17 protein-coding genes are annotated in these 21,970 nt (G+C 66.0%); 9 read left to right on the plus strand and 8 right to left on the minus strand.

Annotated features, from left to right (window positions below; all coding sequences use genetic code 11):
* Nucleotide 1 precedes the first annotated feature (1 nt).
* A complete protein-coding gene (locus NP552_RS17220) occupies nt 2–1,186 on the minus strand; it encodes an acetyl-CoA C-acyltransferase family protein (RefSeq protein WP_274096950.1) in 1,185 nt (394 codons plus the stop codon).
* Nucleotides 1,187–1,366: 180 nt separating this feature from the next.
* Between NP552_RS17220 and NP552_RS17225 the strand changes: the two genes are divergently transcribed.
* Nucleotides 1,367–2,377: an AraC family transcriptional regulator gene (locus NP552_RS17225; protein WP_058540352.1), complete on the plus strand. Its 1,011-nt coding sequence runs from the start codon at nt 1,367–1,369 to the stop codon at nt 2,375–2,377.
* On the opposite strand, the gene NP552_RS17230 is transcribed toward NP552_RS17225, so the two are convergent.
* Nucleotides 2,319–3,242, minus strand: coding sequence for a LysR substrate-binding domain-containing protein (locus NP552_RS17230; protein ID WP_078481171.1), 924 nt, complete (start codon nt 3,240–3,242; stop codon nt 2,319–2,321). The genes NP552_RS17225 and NP552_RS17230 overlap by 59 nt on opposite strands.
* 92 nt (nt 3,243–3,334) lie before the next feature.
* Here NP552_RS17230 and NP552_RS17235 point away from each other — a divergent pair, with 92 nt between their 5' ends.
* Genes NP552_RS17235 through NP552_RS17250 form a run of 4 tightly spaced genes read left to right on the plus strand, consistent with a single transcriptional unit; the run spans nt 3,335 to nt 5,987 of the window.
* The gene (locus tag NP552_RS17235; RefSeq protein WP_080922938.1) at nt 3,335–4,000 is read left to right on the plus strand and encodes an ankyrin repeat domain-containing protein; all 666 of its coding nucleotides are present in this window, start codon (nt 3,335–3,337) and stop codon (nt 3,998–4,000) included.
* 19 nt (nt 4,001–4,019) lie between these two features.
* A complete protein-coding gene (locus tag NP552_RS17240; RefSeq protein ID WP_054914318.1) occupies nt 4,020–4,475 on the plus strand; it encodes a nucleoside deaminase in 456 nt (151 codons plus the stop codon).
* The gene (locus tag NP552_RS17245) at nt 4,475–5,692 is read left to right on the plus strand and encodes a cyanate transporter (RefSeq protein ID WP_210014112.1); all 1,218 of its coding nucleotides are present in this window, start codon (nt 4,475–4,477) and stop codon (nt 5,690–5,692) included. Before NP552_RS17240 ends, NP552_RS17245 begins: the two co-directional genes overlap by 1 nt.
* Before the next feature lie 55 nt (nt 5,693–5,747).
* Nucleotides 5,748–5,987: a DUF2790 domain-containing protein gene (locus NP552_RS17250; protein WP_078481167.1), complete on the plus strand. Its 240-nt coding sequence runs from the start codon at nt 5,748–5,750 to the stop codon at nt 5,985–5,987.
* Here NP552_RS17250 and dkgB read toward each other — a convergent pair whose 3' ends face one another.
* Complete coding sequence (gene dkgB / locus NP552_RS17255) at nt 5,988–6,791, minus strand: 2,5-didehydrogluconate reductase DkgB (protein WP_043864082.1); 804 nt, start codon at nt 6,789–6,791, stop codon at nt 5,988–5,990.
* 159 nt (nt 6,792–6,950) lie between these two features.
* On the opposite strand from dkgB, the gene NP552_RS17260 reads away from it, so the two are divergent.
* Nucleotides 6,951–7,571, plus strand: a complete 621-nt coding sequence (locus tag NP552_RS17260) for a TetR/AcrR family transcriptional regulator (protein ID WP_043864081.1) — start codon at nt 6,951–6,953, stop codon at nt 7,569–7,571.
* A gap of 98 nt (nt 7,572–7,669) precedes the next feature.
* On the opposite strand, the gene NP552_RS17265 is transcribed toward NP552_RS17260, so the two are convergent.
* Together NP552_RS17265 and metH are read right to left on the minus strand one after the other, a co-directional pair.
* Entirely contained in the window at nt 7,670–7,888 is a 219-nt protein-coding gene (locus NP552_RS17265; RefSeq protein WP_100632581.1) for a DUF2970 domain-containing protein, read from the minus strand.
* A gap of 54 nt (nt 7,889–7,942) precedes the next feature.
* Nucleotides 7,943–11,650, minus strand: coding sequence for a methionine synthase (gene metH / locus NP552_RS17270; RefSeq protein WP_058540347.1), 3,708 nt, complete (start codon nt 11,648–11,650; stop codon nt 7,943–7,945).
* A gap of 156 nt (nt 11,651–11,806) precedes the next feature.
* On the opposite strand from metH, the gene NP552_RS17275 reads away from it, so the two are divergent.
* The 3 genes from NP552_RS17275 to nfuA all read left to right on the plus strand — a co-directional run bounded on the left by NP552_RS17275 (nt 11,807) and on the right by nfuA (nt 15,892).
* Nucleotides 11,807–14,104 carry a fatty acid cis/trans isomerase gene (locus NP552_RS17275; RefSeq protein ID WP_054914322.1) on the plus strand — a complete coding sequence of 766 codons (2,298 nt, stop codon included), beginning with the start codon at nt 11,807–11,809 and terminating at the stop codon, nt 14,102–14,104.
* A 111-nt stretch (nt 14,105–14,215) separates the two neighbouring features.
* Nucleotides 14,216–15,250: an acyltransferase family protein gene (locus tag NP552_RS17280; RefSeq protein WP_058540346.1), complete on the plus strand. Its 1,035-nt coding sequence runs from the start codon at nt 14,216–14,218 to the stop codon at nt 15,248–15,250.
* A 57-nt stretch (nt 15,251–15,307) separates the two neighbouring features.
* Nucleotides 15,308–15,892, plus strand: a complete 585-nt coding sequence (nfuA, locus tag NP552_RS17285) for a Fe-S biogenesis protein NfuA (RefSeq protein ID WP_058540345.1) — start codon at nt 15,308–15,310, stop codon at nt 15,890–15,892.
* Nucleotides 15,893–16,072: 180 nt separating this feature from the next.
* Here the strand turns inward: nfuA and NP552_RS17290 are convergent, their stop codons facing one another.
* From NP552_RS17290 to mexE, 3 genes are read right to left on the minus strand one after another with little or no spacing between them, the layout of a single operon-like run.
* On the minus strand, nt 16,073–17,497 hold the full coding sequence (locus NP552_RS17290) for an efflux transporter outer membrane subunit (protein WP_043864075.1): 1,425 nt from the start codon (nt 17,495–17,497) through the stop codon (nt 16,073–16,075).
* Complete coding sequence (locus NP552_RS17295; protein ID WP_054914324.1) at nt 17,494–20,673, minus strand: efflux RND transporter permease subunit; 3,180 nt, start codon at nt 20,671–20,673, stop codon at nt 17,494–17,496. Before NP552_RS17295 ends, NP552_RS17290 begins: the two co-directional genes overlap by 4 nt.
* Nucleotides 20,674–20,685: 12 nt before the next feature.
* Nucleotides 20,686–21,918: a multidrug efflux RND transporter periplasmic adaptor subunit MexE gene (gene mexE, locus NP552_RS17300; protein WP_043864073.1), complete on the minus strand. Its 1,233-nt coding sequence runs from the start codon at nt 21,916–21,918 to the stop codon at nt 20,686–20,688.
* Between the last annotated feature and the right edge of the window lie 52 nt (nt 21,919–21,970).

Genomic DNA, 21,970 nt, shown 5'->3' on the forward strand with positions numbered 1-21,970 from the left:
CTCAAACACGTTCGAACACGACGGCGATACCCTGACCGCCGCCGATGCACATGGTGGCCAGCGCGTAGCGGCCCTGGATACGTTGCAGCTCATGGATCGCCTTGGTGGCGATGATGGCCCCGGTGGCTCCCACCGGGTGGCCCAGGGAAATGCCCGAGCCGTTGGGGTTGACCTTTTCGGGGTCCAGGCCCAGTTCCCGCGACACGGCGCAGGCCTGGGCAGCGAAGGCTTCGTTGGACTCGATCACGTCCAGGTCGGCGACGCTCAGGCCGGCCTTTTCCAGCACCTTGCGCGTGGCCGGCACCGGGCCCAGGCCCATCAGCTCGGGCTCGACGCCTGCATGTGCATAGGCCACCAGGCGCGCCAGCGGGCGCAAGCCCAGGCGCTCGACCATTTCGCCGGTGGCCAGCACCAGGGCGCCGGCGCCGTCGTTGAGGCCGCTGGCGTTGCCGGCGGTGACGGTGCCGTCCTTCTTGAAGGCAGGCTTCATGCCGGCCAGTTGCTCGGCACTCACATCGCCACGCACATGCTCGTCCACCTCGAAACGTACCGGACCTTTGCGGCTCGGGATCTCGATGGGCACGATCTGGCTGGTGAAGCGGCCTTCGGCGATGGCGCGGGCGGCGCGCTGCTGGCTGGTCAGGGCCACCTCGTCCTGCATCTGGCGGGTGATGCCGTTTTTCGCCGCCACGTTCTCGGCGGTGATGCCCATGTGAAAGCCTTCGAACGGGTCCTGCAGAATGCCCAGCATGTAGTCGACACCCTTCAGGTCACCCATGCGCGCGCCCCAGCGCGCCTGCGGCAGCAGGTACGGGCCGCGGCTCATGGATTCGGCGCCGGCGGCAATCACCGCCTCGGCCTCGCCCAGCAGCAGGCTCTGCGCGGCCGAGACGATGGCCTGCAGGCCCGAGCCGCACAGGCGGTTGACGTTGAATGCCGGGGTTTCCTTGGGTACGCCGGCGTTCATCGCGGCCACGCGGCCCAGGTACGCGTCACGCGGCTCGGTGGGGATCACGTTGCCCATGACCATGTGGCCGATCTGTTCGGGGGCAATGCCGGAGCGTTCGATGGCGGCGCGGGTCACCTGGGTGGCCAGGTCGGCCAGGGGCAGGTCCTTGAGCGAGCCGCCGAAGGTGCCGATGGCCGAGCGAACGGCGCTCACTACATAGATTTTCGGGGTGTTCATACGCGACTCCAGTGTGCGAAAGCGTGGCGGGGCGCTGCCTGGCTCTGCCAGAATGGCGCCCGGGGCCACGCTCGGGATGGGTTCGAGTCTAGGCAAAGGTCACGCCTGGGCCTATGCCATAACTGCCCAGCGAGGCTGGCACTTTTTGCCATATTCTTACGCTGCATAGCGGAAACAGTCATGCGGGAAAACGATTCGGTCGCGGTGTACTTCGTGCACATCATGCTGCACACACTGCGCCAACAGCCGGCGCGCGCCAGTGCGTTGCTGGTGCAGGCGGGCATCGACCCGGCGGTGGTGGACGCACCCGATGCACGGGTGCCGGCCAGGGCGTTCGCACGGCTGTGGCTGCTGCTCATTGAAGACCTGGGCGACGAATTCTTCAACCTCGACAGCCACGGCATGCCGCTGGGCAGTTTCGCCCTGATCTGTCGTGGGCTGATCCAGGAGCCGACGCTGGAAAAGGCCTTGCGCCAGTGCCTGAGCAACTTCGGCCTGTTCCTGCGTGACGTGCGCGGGCGCCTGGTGGTGCGTGGGCAGCGTGCGGTGATCAGCCTGGAGTCGCATTTCGACGATGCGCAGACTCGGGTATATGCAGAGGAGACCTTCCTGGTGCTGGTGGTCAGCCTGCTGTGCTGGCTGGGGGGGCGGCGCATCGCCATCGACCGTACCGAACTGCGCGACGGGCGTGCGGTGCTGGAGGACGACGCGTTGCTGTGGGGGCCGAACCTGCAGTTGGGCAGTGGCCGCACCCAGGTCGAGTTCTCGGCGCACTACCTGCGCTTGCCGGTGGTGCAGGACCTGGGTGCGCTCAAGACCTTCCTGCGCAGTGCGCCGCAGTGGCTGGTGGTGCGCTACCGCAACCAGAACGGATTGGCGGCGCGGGTATACCGGCATCTGCGCGGGCGTCAGTACGGGCAGTGGCCAACCTTGCTGGGCATGGCGGCAGCCGAGGGCCTGAGCCCGAGCAGTTTTCGCCGGCAGTTGGAGCGTGAGGGGTGTTCGTACCAGCAGATCAAGGACGAGGTGCGCCGTGCACTGGCGTTCGAGTGTCTGCGCGATGGTGTGTTGAGCGTGGCGCAGATTGCCGAGCAGACCGGCTTCCAGGAGCCCAGCGCGTTTCATCGCGCGTTCAAGAAATGGACGGGGGAGAGCCCGGGGAGCTACCGGGCGCGGGTGGCGGGGGAGTAGGGGGCTGGCCCCCTCGACACCCTGCGCGCTGCTCGCACAGGGTCTGCAGCAGCTCGCGCAGCGCCAGGCCATCGGCGTCCAGCCCCTTGCGCCCGTACAACGCCAGCTCCAGGCCCTGGACCGGGGTAAACCCCTGCGCCTCACCCAGCACCCGATGGGTCGGCAACACGCTGCGGGTCGGTATCAGGCTCACGCCCAACCCCGCACTCACCGCCGCCCCCAGGCTGGCCAGACTGGTGCTCGAATAGCTGATACGCCAGCTGCGCCCACGGGCTTCCAGCGCATTGATCATTTCCTGCCGGTACAGCGCCCCCACCGGAAACACCACCAGCGGCACCGGGTCGGCCAGCTGCGTCTGCCCGGCACTGCACACCCACGACAACGGCTCGTGCCAGCCGGCATGGCGGTCGCGGTCCGCGCCCCATTGCTTGACCAGCAGCAGGTCCAGCTCGCCATCACGGTACAGGCGCAGCAGCGGGCTGCTCAGCCCGCTCTCGACCTCCAGGCGCACATGCGGGCGCTCGCCGATGAACCGGCTCAATGGCTCGGTCAGCACTTCCCCGGCAAGGTCTTCCGGCACCCCCAGGCGTAGCGCCCGTTGCGCCTGCACCGGGCTGAACGCCTGGCGCGCCTCTTCGTCCAGGCGCAGCAGGCGCCGGGCATACCCCAGCAGGCGTTCGCCGTCTTCGGTCGGCCACACCTGGCGCTGGCTGCGATCCAGCAGGCGCACCCCCAGGTGCTGCTCCAGACGGATGATCTGCTGGCTGATGGTCGACTGGGTCAGGTGCAGGCGCTCGGCGGCGCGGGTGAAATTGCCGGTTTCCACCACGGTCACGAAGCTGCGCAGCAATACGGGGTCAAGCATTCGATTACCCACTGGTATGCATGAAATCAATTAATTTCATGCTACACCCCAAGCCTCGGATAATCCCGCTTCATTGCACCAAAGGAGGCGCCATGTCATTGCTCAGACACTGGATGTACGGGGTTGCCGGGCTGTGCGCCAGCCTCGGCATCGCCGGGGCCGCCGGGGCGGCCGACACCTTGCTCGAAGCGGCCGCCAGCGGCAACCCCACCCGCGTCGGCGCCTTGCTGGCCCAGGGCGCCGACGTCGATCAGCGCGACTCGCGCAACAATACGCCGCTGCTGCTGGCCACCGCCGGCGGGCATGTGGCGGCGGCGCGCCGGTTGATCGACGCCGGCGCCGACGTCAACGCCAGCAACTGGATGCACGACAGCCCGTATCTGCTGGCCGGCGCCGAAGGCCAGTTGCAGATTCTGGAGATGACCCTGGCCCATGGCGCGGACCTCAAGAGCACCAACCGCTATGGCGGCACGGCGCTGATCCCCGCATGCGAGCGCGGCCATGTCGAGGTGGTCGCTCGCCTGCTGGCCGCCGGCGTTGCACCCGACCACGTGAACTCGCTGGGCTGGACCGGGCTGCTGGAAGCCATCCTGCTCAGCGATGGCGGCCCGCGCCACCAGGCCATCGTGCAACTGCTGATCGACGCCGGTGCCGACGTCAACCTTGCCGACCGCCAGGGCGTGACGCCCCTGCAGCACGCCCGGGAACGCGGCCAGCAGCGGATCGTCGAGTTGCTGCTGGCCCACGATGCCCATTGAACCTGACAGGAGCCTGACCATGGCCAACGAACATTTCATGCAGCAAGCGCTGGGGCTGGCCCGGGCGAACATCCAGGCCGGCGGCCGCCCGTTCGCGGCGGTGCTGGTGCACCAGGGCCGGGTGATCGCCGAGGCGGTCAACCAGATCCACCTGACCCAGGACCCGACCGCCCACGCCGAACTCCAGGCCATCCGCCTGGCCAGCCAGGTGCTCGGCAGCCCGCGCCTGGAGGGCTGCGAAATCTACGCCACCGGCCACCCCTGCCCGATGTGCCTGGCCGCCATGCACCTGTGCGGTATCGAGCGCGCCTGGTTCGCCTACAGCAACGAAGACGGCGAGCCCTATGGCCTGTCGACGGCAGCGGTGTACGCGCAGATGGCACGCCCGCCGCAGCAGCAGTCGCTGCCCCTGGCACCCCTGAAGCCAGCCGGCGAGCAGGGCCTGTACGCCGCCTGGCGGCAGGTGCAGGGGTGATGCGCGAGCAGGCTCGCAGTACCTTGCTGCTGTTGCTGGTGGTGGTGATGGCGCTGAACCTGCGCCCCATCCTCACCAGCATCGGCCCATTGCTGGAGGCCATCCGCCAGAGCACCGGCATCGGCTACCAGCAGGCCGCGCTGCTGACCGCCTTGCCCGTGCTGTGCATGGGGCTGGTGCCCTTGCTGCAACCCTGGTTGCGCCGCTGGGTCAGCGAGCAGGGCGCGATGCTCGCCGGGCTGGCCGCCATCGCGCTGGCCTGCGCCTGGCGCCTGACCCTCGACTCCGCCGCTGCGCTGATCGCCAGCGCAGCATTGGCCGGGCTTGGGGTGGCCTGCATTCAGGCGCTGATGCCGGGGCTGGTCAACCGCTGGTTTCCTCACCGCCTGGCCATGGCCATGGGTGTGTATTCGGCAGCCCTGATGAGCGGCGGCGGGGCCGCCGCCGTGCTCGGGCCGCGGGTGGCCGAGCAGTTCTCGCACTGGCAGGCAGGCCTGGGCATCTGGCTGTTGCCGGCCTTGCTGGCGTTCGCGGTATGGGCCTGGGTGCGCCCGCAGCTCGAAGCGGCGGTCGGCGGCGCAGGTGCCAGCGGGCACCTGTTCGGCAGCCGTCGGGCATGGCTGCTGGCGGTCTATTTCGGGCTGATCAATGGCGGCTACACCAGCATGGTGGCGTGGCTGCCGGCCTACTACCAGCAGGTCGGCGGCAGTGCCCAGGGCGGTGGCGAGCTGGTGGGGCTGATGACCGTGTTCCAGGTGGCCGGCGCCCTCGGGCTGCCCTTGCTGCTGCGTCGCCTGGTGGATCGGCGCCCCGGCCTGTGGCTGGCGTTGACCGTGCAACTGACAGGCTTTGTCGGCCTGCTGCTGGCCCCGGCAATCGCCGGGCTATGGGTGGCCCTGATCGGCTTCGGCCTGGGCGCGTGCTTCAGCCTCAGCCTCACGCTGACCCTCGAGCACCTCAAGGCCCCCGCCAGTGCGGGGGCGCTGGCGGCGTTCGTGCAGGGCGTGGGCTTCATCATCACCGGCATCGTGCCTTACGTCACCGGCTGGTTGCGCGACGTCAGCGGCGACTTCCAGGCCTCCTGGCTGCTGCTGAGCGTGACGGTGCTGCTGATGCTGCTGGTGACCTGGCGCTTCGCCCCCAGCGGCTATGCGCAGGCGATGGGCATGCCGTTGATCCGCGAAAGCGACGCCAGGGCAGGCATGGCACCACACTGAAAGGGTCGGCGCGCGCCGGTGCCGGGCGTGCCTTCCATTTCACGGGAGAACTGTCATGACGCTGCGAACGCTGCTGCCCCTGGCGCTGTTGCTGGCCGGTGCCGCCCAGGCCCAGACGACCACGGTCTATCAGTACGGCATGCCACTGGACGTGGCGCGCGTGGTGCAACTGGACGAGCCGGCCACCGAGGTCTGCGACGTGGTGAAGGCGTACATGACCTACGTGGACTCTGCCGGCCGGCAGCACACCGTGCAGTACCTGAAACTGGCCAAGGTGTGCACCGACCGCGGTTGATCAGTCCCAGGCGGGTGCAAGCGACTCGGGGTCGACCAGGCGCTCGCCCTTGTCCAGGCCGGCAATCTGCGCCATGTCCTGTTCGCTCAGGCGCAGCTGCGCTGCCTTCAGGTTGCTGGCCAGGTTTTCACGCCGGGTCGAGGAGGGGATCACCGCATAGCCCAGCTGCATCGCCCAGGCCAGGGCCACCTGCGCCGGGGTGGCGCCATGGCGTTCGGCGATCTGCTGGATCAGCGGATCGTGCAGCACCTTGCCATAGCCCAGGGTCATGTAGGAGGTCACCGCGATGCCCTGTTCGTGCATGAAATCCACCAGGGTGCGGTTCTGCAGGTAGGGGTGCAGCTCGATCTGGTTGGTGGCGATCTGTTCGGCGCCCACCACCTCGATGGCCTGACGCAGCAAGGCGATGGTGAAGTTGGACACGCCGATCTGGCGGGTCAGGCCCTGGCGCTTCGCTTCGAGCAGGGCGCCCATGAACTCGGCCACCGGCACGGCGCCCTTGGGCGACGGCCAATGGATCAGGGTCAGGTCCAGATAGTCGGTGCCCAGCTTGTGCAGGCTCTCTTTCAGGCTGGGTATCAGCTTGTCGGCGCCCAGGTTCTCGGTCCAGATCTTGCTGGTCAGGAACAGCTCGTTGCGTGCAACGCCGCTGGCGGCGATGGCGTGCCCGACGTCGGCCTCGTTGCCGTAGATCTGCGCGGTGTCGATGGCCCGATAGCCCAGTTCGAGGGCCTGGCTGACCGAGTCGATGACCACCTGGTCCTTGAGCCGGAAGGTGCCCAGGCCGAGCAGGGGAATAGTCATGGAGTGCGTCCTCTTCTTTGGGATGTAATGCGGTGAGGCGCAGTATCGGACAGCGCACGGCGCTGAAAAACACCGCCCGCGGCACAACTTTTTTGAGCGTGCGGCACGAATCGCCCTGGCGGTGGTAGCCTTGCAGGGTCATCCGCAACGGACCCGCCCATGGCCGCGCACAAGCACAGCATTCGCCAACGCAATGTCGACAGCATCCTGCTGGCAGCAGAAAAGGTCTTTGCCGAGAAGGGCTTTGCCGGCACGGCCATGGCCGACATCGCCGAGGCCGCCGCGCTGCCGCGCAGCAACGTGCACTATTACTTCAGCACCAAGGCCGAGCTGTACCAGGCGGTGCTGTTCGGCTTGCTGGAAGTGTGGAAGCAGGACGCCCTGTGCTTCGAGCTCTACGATGACCCGCGCATCGTGCTCAGCACCTATATCCGCGCCAAGATGAACCATTCCTGGACCCGCCCGCACGGCTCCAAGGTGTGGGCGAACGAGATCATCCACGGTGCGCCGCACCTGGGGGCGGCGCTGGATGACAGCCTGTACGGATGGGCCAAGCTCAAGGAGGGCAAGATTCGCCAGTGGGTCGAGGACGGGCGGATTCTGCCGGTGGAGCCCTCGGGGCTGCTGTACATGATCTGGGCCTCGACCCAGCACTATGCCGACTTCAGCCACCAGGTGAACCTGCTCAACGCGCACCAGCCGCTGAGCGAACCGCAGTTCGAGCGGGCGTTGCAGACGGTGACCAGTGTGATACTGCGCGGGATCGGGCTGGAGCCCTGAGGCTGTACCGGCCTTTTCGCCGGCAAGGCCGGCTCCCACAGGGCCACACATGACCTGTAGGAGCCGGCGTTGCCGGCGAAGGCGCCAACGCGGTCGCCTCAGCGGGCGGTGAGGTGCATCGCCAGCTGAACCAGCCCTATCAGCACCAGGATGAACACCAGCGTGAAGGCCGTGCCCAGCGCAATGAAGTGCGCGGGCTTGCCGTGGGTGAAGTCGCGGGCGCGGTTCTTGCCGGTCTGCACGCCAAAGGCTGCAGCCAGCACGCTGTGCAGCATTTGCCAGAAGGTCGGCGGTTTGTGTTTGGCCGGGTCTTCCATGATCTGCTCCTGTAAAAGGCTTCAGCTCAGTGTAGACCCTTACCTCACCAGCGCTTAGTTGTCGTACCCCAGGTTGGGCGCCAGCCAGCGCTCGGTTACCGCCAGGTCCTGCCCCTTGCGCGCGGTGTAGCTCTGGACCTGATCCTTGTCGACCTTGCCCACGGCAAAGTACTGCGCCTGCGGGTGGGCAAAGTACCAGCCGCTGACCGCCGCCGCCGGGAACATCGCGAAGTGCTCGGTGAGGAACACGCCGCTCGGGCCGGTCTCGCCGATCGCCGTGCCGTCGAGCAGGCGGAACAGGGTTTCCTTCTCGGTGTGGTCCGGGCACGCCGGGTAGCCCGGGGCAGGGCGGATACCCGCGTACTGCTCCTTGATCAGCGCCTCGTTGTCCAGGTGCTCGTCCTTGGCATAGCCCCAGTACTCCTTGCGCACCTGCTCGTGCAGCCACTCGGCGCAGGCCTCGGCCAGGCGGTCGGCCAGGGCCTTGACCATGATCGAGCTGTAGTCGTCGCCCTTGTCCTGGTAGGCCTTGGCCACTTCCTCGGCGCCGATGCCGGCGGTGGTGATGAAGCCGCCCACGTAGTCGGTGATGCCGCTGTCCTTGGGCGCCACGAAGTCGGCCAGGCAGAAATTGGGCTTGCTGTCGGGCTTGATCGTCTGCTGGCGCAGGTGGTGCAGCAGGGCCAGGGGCTGGCCGTCATCGCCGTACACCTCGATGTCGTCGTGCGCCACCTGGTTGGCCGGCCAGAAGCCGAACACCGCGCGGGCACTGATCAGCTTCTCGTCGATCAGCTTGGCCAGCATTTCCTGTGCATCGGCGAACAGGGCGGTGGCCGCTTCGCCCACCACCTCGTCGTTGAGGATGCGCGGGTACTTGCCAGCCAGGTCCCAGGAGATGAAGAACGGCGTCCAGTCGATGTACTCGGCCAGCACCTTGAGGTCGATGTTCTCCAGCACGCGGGTACCGGTAAAGGTTGGTGCCACCGGCTGGTAGGCAGACCAGTCGTATTTCGGCTTGGCCTCGATCGACTGCGCATAGCTCAGGCGCTCGGTGCGCGCGCTGCGGTTGGCGGTGCGTTCGCGCACCTCCACGTAGTCCTCGCGGGTCTTGTGCACGAAGGCCGGCTTGAGCTCTTTGGACAGCAACTGCGTGGCCACGCCCACCGCACGCGAGGCGTCGGTCACGTAGACCACCGCGTCGTTGCTGTACTTGGGCTCGATCTTCACCGCGGTATGCGCCTTGGAGGTGGTTGCCCCCCCGATCATCAGCGGCAGGTGGAAGTCCTGGCGCTGCATCTCGCGGGCCACGTGCACCATTTCGTCCAGCGACGGGGTGATCAGCCCCGACAGGCCGATGATGTCGCACTTCTGCTCGCGCGCCACCTGCAGGATCTTCTCGGCCGGTACCATCACGCCCAGGTCGACGATGTCGTAGCCGTTGCAGCCGAGCACCACGCCGACGATGTTCTTGCCGATATCGTGCACGTCGCCCTTGACCGTGGCCATCAGGATCTTGCCCTTGGCCTCGGGCTTGTCGCCTTTTTCCAGTTCGATGAACGGGATCAGGTGAGCCACCGCCTGCTTCATCACCCGCGCCGACTTGACCACCTGGGGCAGGAACATCTTGCCTGCGCCGAACAGGTCGCCCACCACGTTCATGCCGCTCATCAGCGGCCCCTCGATCACCTCGATGGGGCGCGCGCACTGCTGGCGGCACTCCTCGGTGTCCTCGACGATGAACGCGGTGATGCCTTTGACCAGGGCGTGCTCGAGGCGCTTGTCCACCGGCAGCGAACGCCACTCCTCGTTCTCGACCTCCTTGACCGCGCCGCCGCCCTTGTAGTCGTCGGCAATCGCCAGCAGCGCATCGGTGCCGTCGGGGGTGCGGTTGAGCACCACGTCCTCGACCTTCTCGCGCAGCAGCGCCGGGATCTCGTCGTAGATCTCCAGCTGGCCGGCGTTGACGATGCCCATGGTCAGGCCGTTCTGGATCGCGTGGTAGAGGAACACCGAGTGGATCGCCTCGCGCACCGGGTTGTTGCCACGGAACGAGAACGACACGTTGGATACCCCGCCGGAGGTCAGTGCATACGGCAGGTGGTCGCGGATGTAGGCACAGGCCTCGATGAAGTCCACCGCGTAGTTGTTGTGTTCCTCGATGCCGGTGGCCACGGCGAAGATGTTCGGGTCGAAGATGATGTCTTCGGGCGGGAAGCCCACCTCATCGACCAGGATGTCGTAGCTGCGCTTGCAGATCTCGCGCTTGCGGGCGGCGGTATCGGCCTGGCCGACCTCGTCGAAGGCCATCACCACCACGGCGGCGCCGTAGCGCTTGCACAGGCGGGCATGGTGCTTGAACGCCTCGACACCTTCCTTCATCGAGATCGAGTTGACGATGCCCTTGCCCTGGATGCACTTGAGGCCGGCCTCGATCACTTCCCACTTGGAGGAGTCGATCATGATCGGCACCCGGGAGATGTCGGGTTCGCCGGCGATCAGGTTGAGGAACTTGACCATGGCCGCCTGGGAATCGAGCATCCCTTCGTCCATGTTGATGTCGATCACCTGGGCGCCGGCCTCGACCTGCTGCAGCGCCACTTCCAGCGCCTCGGTGTAGTTCTCTTCACGGATCAGCCGCGCGAAGCGGGCGGAACCTGTGATGTTGGTGCGTTCGCCGACGTTGACGAACAGCGAGCTGCGGTCGATGGTGAACGGCTCCAGGCCCGACAGGCGGCAGGCCCTGGGAATCTCGGGGATCGCCCGTGGCGGGTACTTGGCCACTGCCTCGGCGATGGCCTGGATATGCCCCGGGGTGGTGCCGCAGCAACCGCCGATGATGTTCAGAAAGCCACTGGCGGCGAACTCTTCGATCACCGCGGCGGTTTCGGCCGGGGTCTCGTCGTACTCGCCGAAGGCGTTCGGCAGGCCGGCGTTGGGGTGCGCCGAAACGTGGGTGCCGGCCTTGTTCGACAGCTCTTCGAGGTAGGGGCGCAGGTCCTTGGCGCCCAGTGCGCAGTTCAGGCCCACCGAGATCGGGTTGGCGTGGCGCACCGAGTTCCAGAACGCCTCGGTGGTCTGGCCCGAGAGGGTACGGCCCGAGGCGTCGGTGATGGTGCCCGAGATCATGATCGGCAGCTCGATGCCGTCGTCCTCGAACACCTGCTGCACGGCGAAGATCGCCGCCTTGGCATTGAGGGTGTCGAAGATGGTCTCGATCAGGATCAGGTCGGCGCCGCCCTCGATCAGGCCGCGGGTGGCCTCGATGTAGTTTTCCACCAGCAGGTCGAAGGTGACGTTGCGGTAGCCGGGGTCGTTGACATCCGGGGAGATCGAGCAGGTCCGGCTGGTGGGGCCCAGCACCCCGGCGACGAAGCGCGGCTTGTCGGGGGTTTCGAGGGTCTTGGCATCGGCCACCTGGCGGGCGATGCGCGCACCTTCCACATTGAGTTCGTACACCAGCGATTCCATGCCGTAGTCGGCCTGGGATACCTGGGTGGCGTTGAAGGTGTTGGTTTCGAGGATGTCGGCGCCGGCATCCAGGTAGGCTTTCTCGATGGCCGCGATCACGTCGGGGCGCGAAAGCAGCAGCAGGTCGTTGTTACCCTTGACGTCGCTAGGCCAGTCGGCAAAGCGCGTGCCACGATAGTCGTGTTCCTCCAGGCGGTAGCTTTGGATCATAGTACCCATGCCGCCATCGAGGATCAGTATGCGCTCTTTGAGGGCTTGCTGAAGTGCTTGGTAACGGGCGCTGCGGTCAGACATAGGACTACCTGGTCGGGCAAATACAAAAGTTGCGGAATAATAACAAACCTGCGCGGTTTTTAGGCGTGTTGCCGGTTTGCATGAATTTGATTCATGTTGGCACGCTGCCGCCACCGGTAGAATCGTGAAGCTATCAATACCCAGGACATTCGGCACATGGTGCATCGTTTACTTGCCGGCGCCTTCGCACTGCTCATCAGCGGCGCGGCGCTCGGACAAGCCCCCGTCACAAGCCCGGCTATTTCCTATACCCGGGACATCCAACCGATCTTCACCGAGAAGTGCGTTGCCTGCCATGCCTGCAACGACGCGGCCTGCCAGCTGAACCTGGGCAGTGCCGAGGGCGCCGCGCGCGGTGCCTCCAAGGTGCCTGTGTATCAGGGCGACCGCAGTACGGCGGTCGCGCCGACCCGGCTTTTCTACGACGCGCACAGCGTCGAGGCCTGGCAGCGCAAGGGCTTCAGTTCGGTGCTCGACAGCCAGGGCAGCCAGGCCGCGCTGATGGCGCGCATGCTCGAGCTGGGCCACAACACGCCGCTCACCCCCAATGCCAAGCTGCCCGAGGAGATCGTGCTGGGGCTCAACCGCAACAACATGTGCCCGCTGCCCGGCGAGTTCGACGCCTACGCCGGCGCCCACCCCAGGGAGGGCATGCCGCTGGCCGTCACCGGCCTTACCGATGCCGAGTACCAGACCCTGCAGCGCTGGTTCGCCGCCGGTGCGCCGGTGGAGTACAACCCGATCCAGCCAAGTGCCAGCGAGGCCGCGCAGATCACCGAATGGGAGGCGCTGCTCAACCGCCCCGGGTCCACCGAGGCGCTGGTGGGGCGCTGGCTGTACGAGCACCTGTTCCTGGCGCACATCTACTTTGTCGGCGGCGAGCAGGGCCACTTCTTCCAGTGGGTGCGCTCGCGCACGCCCAGCGGCCAGCCGATCGACCTGATCGCCACACGCCGCCCCAACGATCCGCCCGGCACCGACTTCTACTACCGCCTGATGCCCGTGCAGGGCGTGATCGTGCACAAGACCCACATCACCTACCCGATGGGGCCGAACAAGCTCAAGCGCGTCAAGCAGCTGTTCTACAGCGGCGACTGGCATGCCACGGCCTTGCCTGGCTACGGCCCGCGCCACCGCGCCAACCCGTTCGAGACCTTCGAGGCGATCCCGGCGATAGCGCGCTACCAGTTCATGCTCGATAACGCCGAGTACTTCGTGCGCACCTTCATTCGCGGCCCGGTATGCCGTGGGCAGATCGCCACCGACGTGATCCGCGACAACTTCTGGACCCTGTTCCAGGAGCCGGCACACGACCGCTACATCACCGATGCCGAGTACCGCGGCAAGGCCACGCCCCTGTTGGCGATGCCCGGTCAGATCGACGACGTGGGCAGCATCCTGACCCTGTGGCACGCCTACCGCGACAAGCGCAACGAGTACGAAAAACTGCGCCGCGACGCCTATGCCGACCTGCCGCCACCGAGCTGGTCGAGCCTGTGGGCCGGCAACGACAATGCCTTGCTGACCATCTTCCGCCACTTCGACAGCGCCTCGGTGAGCAAGGGCCTGATCGGTGATGTGCCCAAGACCCTGTGGCTGTTCGACTACCCGCTGTTCGAGCGCACCTATTACCAGCTGGCGGTGAATTTCGACGTGTACGGCAACGTCTCGCACCAGGCGCAGACGCGCCTGTACTTCGACCTGATCCGCAACGGGGCCGAGGTCAACTTCCTGCGCCTGATGCCGGCCAAGCAGCGCAGCGACATCCTCGGCGACTGGTACCAGAACAGCGGCAAGGTCAAGATGTGGCTGGACTACGAGGCGATCGACAGCAAGACCCCGACCGCCCTCAAGCTCGACCCGCGCGACCCCAAGCGCGACTTCGGCCTCAAGCTGGTGGAGCGCACCGGCAGCCTGAACGCCGCGCCCGACCCGATCAACCGCTGCCAGGGCGCGTACTGCTCGCTGCCCGGCAGCGAGGAGTTCCGTGACGTGGAGCAGGCCCTGAGCCGGCTGGCCTCGCGCCCGGCGGCCGGGCTCAAGGTGATCGGCCAGCTGCCCGAGGCGACCATGCTGCGCATCGAAGGGCAGGGCGGCCAGCGCAAGGTCTACAGCCTGCTGCGCAACCGCGCCCACAGCAACGTGGCGTTCATGCTCGGCGAGGCCTACCGCTACCAGCCGGGGCTGGACACCCTGACCCTCTACCCGGGGGTGATGAGCAGCTACCCCAACTTCATGTTCAACATTCCGGCCAGCGACGTGCCCGAGTGGGTCGAGGACATGGAGGCGGCGCGGGACGATCCGGCCCGCTTCGAGCGCATCGTCATGCGCTGGGGCGTGCGCCGCAGCCACCCGCAGTTCTGGCAGTACTTTCATGACCTGAGCCGCTACATCCAGCAGACCGATCCGGTGGAGGCCGGCGTGCTCGACATGAACCGCTACGAGAACCTCTGAAGCAACCGCCGGGCAGATCGGGCTGATCTTTCCCGGCCTTTCGTAGTCCCACCCGCAAGCGGTCCCGATTTGTGCGGGGCCAGGGTGGGGTAACGAGAGACGGGAATCGACATGCTGTTTTCGCTTCAGGCATTGAGGGCGCTCGCCGCCTGGGTGGTGGTCTGTCACCACTTCATGCAGATCTTCTTCGACTTCAAGGCCAGCGGCCCGGTAGGGCAGTTTCTGGCCGATCGCGGTGCGGTCGGGGTGGACATCTTCTTCGTCATCAGCGGGCTGGTGATCTACCTCTCGACCCGCGACAAACCCATGGCGCCCCGGCGCTTTCTGCTCAACCGGGTGCTGCGCATCGTGCCGGCCTACTGGTTCTATACCGGCCTGATGGCGCTGCTGTTGGTGGTGGCCAGCCAGTGGATGCCGCATCAGACCCTGGAGCTGTCGCACCTGCTGCTGTCGCTGCTGTTCATTCCGGCGGAAAACCCCGGCGGCTACGGCCTGTACCCCACGCTCAACGTGGGCTGGACGCTGAACTACGAGATGTTCTTCTACCTGCTGTTCTCATTGGTGTTCCTGGTGCGCCAGCGCCATCACCTGTGGCTGGTGGCGCTGGCGCTGTTCGCGGTCAGCGAGGTGCTCACCGGCCTGGGCGTGCTGGGGCGGTTCTACAGCAACAACATCATCTACGAGTTCCTGCTGGGCGTAGCCATCGGCGTGCTCTACCGACGCGGCTGGATTGCCCAGGGGCTGTGGCTGCCGTTGCTGACCCTGGCGGCCGCATCGGTGGCGATCTACCGCCTGGATGCCTCGTCACGCCTGCTGCACTGGGGCCTGCCGAGCGCGCTGATCGTGCTGGCGTGCATCTCGCTGGAGCCGTATTTCAAGGGCAACCGGGTGCTCAAGGCCCTGGGCGACTGCTCCTATTCGGTGTACTTGATCCATGTGCTGGTGCTGTACGGCGGCTGGTTTGCCAGCGAGCGTCTGGGGCTCAACCCCTACCTGGTGTTCGCGCTGTGCGTGCCGCTGATCGGCGGGGCGTCGTGGGCCAGTTACCGCTGGCTGGAAAAGGGCCTGTACCGGCGCATGAGTGGCTGGTTCGAGGCGCGCCTGGGCCCGGCGGTGCCGGTGGCACTTTCCCGACAGAATTACTAGGACTTTGTTCGCCGGCCGTGTTGGCGTAAACTGCGCACAAGTCTGTGAGGAACTTACATGAGCGCCATAACGATTACCGACGCCGCGCACGATTACCTGGCCGATCTGCTGGAAAAGCAGAATACCCCAGGCATTGGCATTCGCATTTTCATTACCCAGCCGGGTACGAACTACGCCGAAACCTGCATTGCCTACTGCAAGCCAGGTGAAGAAAAGCCGGAAGACGAAGCGGTGGGGCTCAAGTCCTTCACCGCCTACCTGGATGCGGTCAGCATCCCGTTTCTGGAGGATGCGGTGGTGGACTACGCCACCGACCGCATGGGCGGCCAGCTGACCATCAAGGCGCCGAACGCCAAGGTGCCGATGGTCAATGCCGACAGCCCGATCAACGAGCGCATCAACTACTACCTGCAAACCGAGATCAACCCGGGGCTGGCCAGCCACGGCGGTCAGGTCAACCTGATCGAAGTGGTCGAGGACGGTATTGCGGTGCTGCAGTTCGGCGGTGGTTGCCAGGGTTGCGGCCAGGCCGACGTTACCTTGCGCGAAGGCATCGAGCGCACCTTGCTCGAACGCATTCCGGAGCTCAAGGGCGTGCGTGACGTGACCGACCATTCGCAGAAAGAAAACGCCTACTACTGACAGTTATGCCCAATCGCGGGTCAAGCCCGCTCCCACAAGGATCACCGTAGCCGTTGTGGGAGCGGGCTTGACCCGCGATTTGCCGTACGGCGACAGGCAAACTGCGTTCAGGCCACAAAAAAAAGCCCCGCCAATGGCGGGGCAAAGTGGTCGGTGCTAACCAACCAAAGGAGCTCTGAATCAGTTCGCCGCAGCCACGCTGTCGGTCTGCCAGCCACCACCGAGTGCCTTGTAGATCGCCACGATCCCGCGATACAGGTCCACCTCGCCCAACGCCTGCGCGTCCTCGGCAGTGAGCCGTTCACGCTCGGCATCCAGCAGCACCAGGTAATCCACCGTACCTTCACGGTAACGAATCGACGCCAGGTCCGCGGCCTTGCGGCTCGCCTCGCTCTGGCGCAGCAGCGCCATCAGCCGTTGCTGACGCTTGGCGTAATCGCTGAACGCATTCTCCGACTCTTCCAACGCCAGCAGCACCTGCTGCTCATAGGTCGCCAACGCACCCTCGGCCTCGGCATTCGCGCCGCGCAGACGCGCCCGCACACTGCCCAGGTCGAACGCCGCCCAGGTGATGCTCGGGCCCAGTGCCCACGCCTGCGCCGCACTCGACCCCAACTGCGAACCACGCCCTGCGGTAAAGCCCAGGAAGCCGCTCAGGCTCACCCGCGGGAACAGGTCGGCCGTGGCCACCCCAACATTCGCCGTGGCCGCCGCCAGCTGGCGCTCGGCACTGCGCACATCCGGGCGACGCTTGAGCAGTTCGCCCGGGTCGCCAATCGGCAGGGCCTTGGCAATCGCCGGCAACTGCGCCGGCGACAGGTCGACACTCAACGCATCCGGCCGCTGCCCCAGCAAGGTGGCGATGCGGTTGCGCGCACGCACCTGCTCGGCCTGCAGCTGCGGCACGCTGGCCTCTACCGCCGCCAGGCGCGCATCGGCGCGCACCACGTCCAGTTCGTTGCCAACCCCTGCATCACGCAGGGTTTCGGTAATGCCGCGCGAATCCTGCTGGGTCTTGAGGTTGGCCAGGGCTATCTTCTCGCGCAACTGCGCACCGCGCAGTTGTCCATAAGCATCAACCAGCTCGGCAATCAGGCTCACCTGCAATTGTTGCAGGTCGGCCTGGGCCGCGGCCTCCTGCGCCTCGCTGGCTTCCAGCTGGCGCTGAATGCGGCCGAACAGGTCAAGCTCCCAGGCCATGTCCAGGCCCAGGTCGTAGCGCTCGCTGTTGACCCGGCGGTCGGTCTGGCCAGGTATCTGACCCTTGCCCAGGTCGCTGCTGGCGCGGCTGGTGACGGTGGGCAGTGCATCGTTGCTCACATCGTCACGAATCGCCCGCGCCGCTTTCAGGCGCGCAAACGCCACGCGCAGCTCGCGGTTGTCGGCCAGCGACTGGCTCACCAGCTGGTTGAGGACCGGGTCGTCGAACTGACGCCACCAGATCGCATCGAAGCGGGTGCGGTCGAAGGCCGCCTTGGCCTCCTGCGCATCGGCCGCCGCCAGGTGCGCGGCGTCGGTGTGCGGGGCCTGGTAGTCCGGGCCGACCGCACAGGCGGCCAGGGCCAGTACCAGCAGGCTCGGTGCCCACAGTTTCAAGTGGTTCATGCCTGGTTCTCCAGCTGCAACTGGCGGGCCGCCTTGCGGGCCTCGCTGCGCTCTACATAACGACGGATCAACACAAAGAACACCGGGGTCAGCAACAGGCCGAAAATCGTCACCCCGATCATCCCGGAGAACACCGCCACACCCATGGCATGGCGCATTTCGGCGCCGGCCCCGGAGGAGAACACCAGCGGCACCACACCCATGATGAAGGCGAACGAGGTCATCAGGATCGGGCGCAGCCGCAGCCGGCAGGCTTCCAGCACCGCAGCCAGCGGGTCGAGCCCTTCGGCCTGCTTGTCCTTGGCGAACTCGACGATAAGAATCGCGTTCTTGCACGCCAGCCCCACCAGTACGATCAGGCCGATCTGGGTGAAGATGTTGTTGTCGCCACCGGACAGGATCACCCCGGTAATGGCCGACAGCAGGGTCATCGGTACGATCAGGATCACCGCCAGCGGCAGGCTCCAGCTCTCGTACTGGGCAGCCAGTACCAGGAACGCCAGCAGCACGCACAGCGGGAACACGAACAGCGCGGTGTTGCCGGCCAGGATCTGCTGATAGGTCAGCTCGGTCCATTCGAAGGTCATGCCGTTGGGCAGCTCTTCCTTGAGCAGTTTTGCCATGGCCTGTTCGGCCTGGCCGGAGCTGTAGCCGGGGGCTGCGCCACCGTTGATCTCGGCGGTGATGAAGCCGTTGTAGTGCATCACGCGGTCGGGCCCGGAGGTGTCGCTGACCTTGATGAAGGTCGCCAGCGGGATCATCTCGCCCTGGTTGTTGCGCACCTTGAGCTGGCCGATCTGCTCTGCATCCAGGCGGAACTGCTGCTCGGCCTGCACGTTGACCTGGTAGGTACGGCCAAAGCGGTTGAAGTCGTTGGCATACAGCGAGCCCAGGTAGATCTGCAGGGTGTCGAAGATATCGTTGATCGCCACACCGTGGGTCTTGGCCTTCTCACGGTCGATGGCGGCATCCACCTGCGGCACATTCACCTGGTAGCTGGTGAACAGCCCGGCTAGCTCCGGCACGTTGTGGCTCTTGGCGATGATGTTCTGGGTTTCCTTGTACAGCGCCTCGTAGCCCAGGTTGCCACGGTCTTCGATCTGCAGGCGGAAACCGCCGATGGTACCCAGCCCCTGAACCGGCGGTGGCGGGAAGATCGCGATGTAGGCTTCCTGGATGTCGGCGTACTGCGCGTTCAACGTGGCGGCAATCGCCGCGGCCGACTGGCTGGGGTCCTTGCGCTGGTCGAACGACTTGAGTGCGACGAACACGATGCCGCTGTTGGGGCTGTTGGTGAAACCGTTGATCGACAGGCCCGGGAAGGCGATGGAATCGGCCACACCCGGTTGCTTGAGGGCGAACTCGCTCATCTTCTTGATGACCGATTCGGTGCGGTCAAGGCTGGCCGCATCCGGCAGTTGCGCGAAGGCCACCAGGTACTGCTTGTCCTGTGCGGGCACGAAACCGGTCGGGGTGGCGGCAAAGCCCATCCAGGTCAGCACCATCAGCCCGGCGTACACGAACAGGGCGATGCCGCTGCTGCGGATCACGCGGCCCACGGTGCCCACGTAGCCATGGCTGGCACGCTCGAAGAAGCGGTTGAACGGCTTGAACAGCCAGCCGCCGAGCAGGCGGTCGAGCAGTTTCGAGAAGCGGTCCTTGGGGGCGTGATGGCCCTTGAGCAACACCGCAGCCAGCGCCGGCGACAGGGTCAGCGAGTTGAACGCCGAGATCACCGTGGAAATCGCGATGGTCAAGGCGAACTGCTTGTAGAACTGCCCGGTCAGGCCGGAGATGAACGCTGCCGGGATGAACACCGCGCACAGCACCAGCGCGGTGGCGATGATCGGCCCGGTCACTTCGCTCATGGCGCGCTTGGTCGCCTCCAGCGGGTTGAGCCCCAGCTCGATGTTGCGCTCCACGTTCTCCACCACCACGATGGCGTCGTCCACCACGATACCGATGGCCAGCACCAGCCCGAACAGCGACAGCGCGTTGAGCGAGAAGCCGAACAGGTGCATCACCGCAAAGGTGCCGATCAGCGAGACCGGTACCGCCACCAGCGGGATGATCGAGGCGCGCCAGGTCTGCAGGAACAGGATCACCACCAGCACCACCAGGATCAGCGCCTCGAACAGGGTGTGCACCACCGCTTCGATCGAACCGCGCACGAACACGGTGGGGTCATAGACGATGCTGTAGTCCATGCCCTCGGGGAAGTCCTTCTTCAGCTCGGCCATCTTGGCGCGTACTTCGTCGGAGATCTCGATGGCGTTGGAGCCAGGGCGCTGGAAGATCGGGATCGCCACCGCCGGCTGATTGTTGAGCAGCGAACGCAGTGCGTACTGGCTGGAGCCCAGCTCCACCCGGGCGATATCCTTGAGGCGGGTGATCTCACCGTCGGCGCCAGAGCGGATGATGATGTTCTCGAATTCCTCTTCGCTCACCAGGCGGCCCTGGGTGTTGACCGACAGCTGGAAGCTGGTGGCCCCGGGGGCGGGCGGCGAACCGAGCTGGCCGGCGGCCACCTGGCGGTTCTGCTCGCGAATGGCAGCCACCACGTCGCTGGCAGTCAGGTTGCGCGAGGCGGTCTTGTTCGGGTCCAGCCACACGCGCAGCGAGTAGTCGCCCATGCCGAACAGCTGCACGTCACCCACGCCACCCAGGCGAGCCAGCTCGTCCTTGATGTTGAGGATCGCGTAGTTGGACAGGTAGAGCATGTCGTAGCGGTTGTCCGGCGAGGTCAGGTGCACCACCATGGTCAGGTCGGGCGAGGCCTTGTCGACGGTGATACCGATACGCGTGACTTCCTCGGGCAGCTTGGGCTGGGTGCGGGTCACACGGTTCTGCACCTGCACCTGCGCGTTGTCCAGGTCGGTGCCCAGGGCGAAGGTGATGGTCAGGGTGATCTTGCCGTCGGCGGTGGACTGCGAGGACATGTACAGCATGTTCTCGACACCGGTGATGGCCTGCTCGAGCGGCGCGGCCACGGTTTCGCCGATCACCTTGGGGTTGGCACCGGGGAAGTTGGCGCGCACCACCACGGTGGGCGGTACCACCTCGGGGTATTCGCTGATCGGCAGCTGGAACAGCGAGATGCTGCCGGCGATCAGGATCAGCAGCGACAGCACGGCGGCGAAGATCGGCCGGGTAATGAAGAACTGGGAAAAATTCATCGGTCTGGTCCCTTAACCGCGTGGTGCCGCGGCACTGGCGAGCTTGACCGTGACCGGCTTGCTCGGGGTGCTGGCTTCCAGGGCCTGGCGTTGCTGGGCGAGGGCGGCGAGGGTGGTGTCGCTGGCCATCGGGGTTTCTTCAGGGCTGACCGGCGAGCCAGGGCGTACACGCTGCAGGCCCTTGACCACGATGCGGTCTTCCTTGCTCAGGCCGCTGCGCACGATACGCAGGCCTTCGAGTTTGGGGCCCAGCTCCACGGCGCGGTAATCGGCCTTGTTGTCCTTGTCCATCACCAGCACGAACTTCTTGCCCAGGTCGGTGCCCACGGCCTCGTCGTTGATCAGCACGGCCGAATAGGTGGCGCTGCCGACCAGTTTCAGGCGCGCGTACAGCCCGGGGGTGAACTGGCCGTCGCTGTTGTCGAACACCGCGCGACCGCGAATGGTGCCGGTCTTGGGGTTGACCTGGTTGTCGACGAAGTTCATCTGGCCCAGGTGCGGGTTGCCGGTTTCGTTGGACAGGCCCAGGTACACCGGGGTGCTCTGGCCGCGCTGGCCGTCGCGGGCCAGCTGGGTGTACTTGAGGTACACGCGCTCGTCGGCGTCGAAGTAGGCGTAGACCTTGTCGGTGGACACCACGCTGGTGAGCGCGGTGACATCGGCGGTGACGATGTTGCCGGCGGTGAACTCGGCGCGGCTGACACGGCCGCTGATGGGCGCGGTCACGCGGGTGAAGCTCAGGTTCAGCCTGGCCAGGTCCAGTTGCGCCTGGATCGCGGCCACCCCGGCGCGGGCTTCGGCGGCGGCACTGGTGCGCGACTCGGCGAGTTCGGCGGAAATCGCATTGCTGCTGCGCAGGCGCTCGCCGCGCTGGGCTTCGGTCTGGCTGCGGGTGGCGGTGGCGCGGGCTTGTTGCAGTTGGGCTTCAAGTTGGCGTACCTGAGCCTGGAACGGGCGCGGATCGATCTGGAACAGCAGGTCGCCTTTCTTGACCTGGGCACCTTCGGTGAAGGCTACCTGGTCGATCTGGCCGGAAACGCGCGGGCGTACTTCGACGGTTTCGGGGGCTTCGAGGCGGCCGGTGAACTCGTCCCATTCGTTGATGGGCTGCTCCAGCACCTTGGCCACCGTGACTTTCGGCGCACCGGGCGCTTGCGGGGCCTCCGGGGTACGACCACAGGCACTCATCACCACCAGTGCCAGGGCAGCAAGGGGATAGCGCAAGGGTTTGAGTGAGTGTTCCATGGATAGATCCGCCAATGTATTGAGAGTGGGCGGATTCTGCGATTTGTAACTA

The organism is Pseudomonas sp. 8209, assembly GCF_028682105.1.
Lineage (GTDB): Bacteria > Pseudomonadota > Gammaproteobacteria > Pseudomonadales > Pseudomonadaceae > Aquipseudomonas > Aquipseudomonas palmensis.

What these genes read in the sequence shown, in the direction of transcription:
- NP552_RS17235 (WP_080922938.1), top strand. Translation starts at nt 3,335, where the DNA reads ATGTCATTGCTCAGACACTGGATGTACGGGGTTGCCGGGCTGTGCGCC.
- NP552_RS17290 (WP_043864075.1), bottom strand. Translation starts at nt 17,497, where the DNA reads ATGAACCACTTGAAACTGTGGGCACCGAGCCTGCTGGTACTGGCCCTG.
- NP552_RS17240 (WP_054914318.1), top strand. Translation starts at nt 4,020, where the DNA reads ATGGCCAACGAACATTTCATGCAGCAAGCGCTGGGGCTGGCCCGGGCG.
- NP552_RS17295 (WP_054914324.1), bottom strand. Translation starts at nt 20,673, where the DNA reads ATGAATTTTTCCCAGTTCTTCATTACCCGGCCGATCTTCGCCGCCGTG.
- metH (WP_058540347.1), bottom strand. Translation starts at nt 11,650, where the DNA reads ATGTCTGACCGCAGCGCCCGTTACCAAGCACTTCAGCAAGCCCTCAAA.
- NP552_RS17230 (WP_078481171.1), bottom strand. Translation starts at nt 3,242, where the DNA reads ATGCTTGACCCCGTATTGCTGCGCAGCTTCGTGACCGTGGTGGAAACC.
- NP552_RS17260 (WP_043864081.1), top strand. Translation starts at nt 6,951, where the DNA reads ATGGCCGCGCACAAGCACAGCATTCGCCAACGCAATGTCGACAGCATC.
- NP552_RS17250 (WP_078481167.1), top strand. Translation starts at nt 5,748, where the DNA reads ATGACGCTGCGAACGCTGCTGCCCCTGGCGCTGTTGCTGGCCGGTGCC.
- dkgB (WP_043864082.1), bottom strand. Translation starts at nt 6,791, where the DNA reads ATGACTATTCCCCTGCTCGGCCTGGGCACCTTCCGGCTCAAGGACCAG.
- NP552_RS17245 (WP_210014112.1), top strand. Translation starts at nt 4,475, where the DNA reads ATGCGCGAGCAGGCTCGCAGTACCTTGCTGCTGTTGCTGGTGGTGGTG.
- NP552_RS17220 (WP_274096950.1), bottom strand. Translation starts at nt 1,186, where the DNA reads ATGAACACCCCGAAAATCTATGTAGTGAGCGCCGTTCGCTCGGCCATC.
- NP552_RS17275 (WP_054914322.1), top strand. Translation starts at nt 11,807, where the DNA reads ATGGTGCATCGTTTACTTGCCGGCGCCTTCGCACTGCTCATCAGCGGC.
- NP552_RS17265 (WP_100632581.1), bottom strand. Translation starts at nt 7,888, where the DNA reads ATGGAAGACCCGGCCAAACACAAACCGCCGACCTTCTGGCAAATGCTG.
- NP552_RS17225 (WP_058540352.1), top strand. Translation starts at nt 1,367, where the DNA reads ATGCGGGAAAACGATTCGGTCGCGGTGTACTTCGTGCACATCATGCTG.
- NP552_RS17280 (WP_058540346.1), top strand. Translation starts at nt 14,216, where the DNA reads ATGCTGTTTTCGCTTCAGGCATTGAGGGCGCTCGCCGCCTGGGTGGTG.
- nfuA (WP_058540345.1), top strand. Translation starts at nt 15,308, where the DNA reads ATGAGCGCCATAACGATTACCGACGCCGCGCACGATTACCTGGCCGAT.
- mexE (WP_043864073.1), bottom strand. Translation starts at nt 21,918, where the DNA reads ATGGAACACTCACTCAAACCCTTGCGCTATCCCCTTGCTGCCCTGGCA.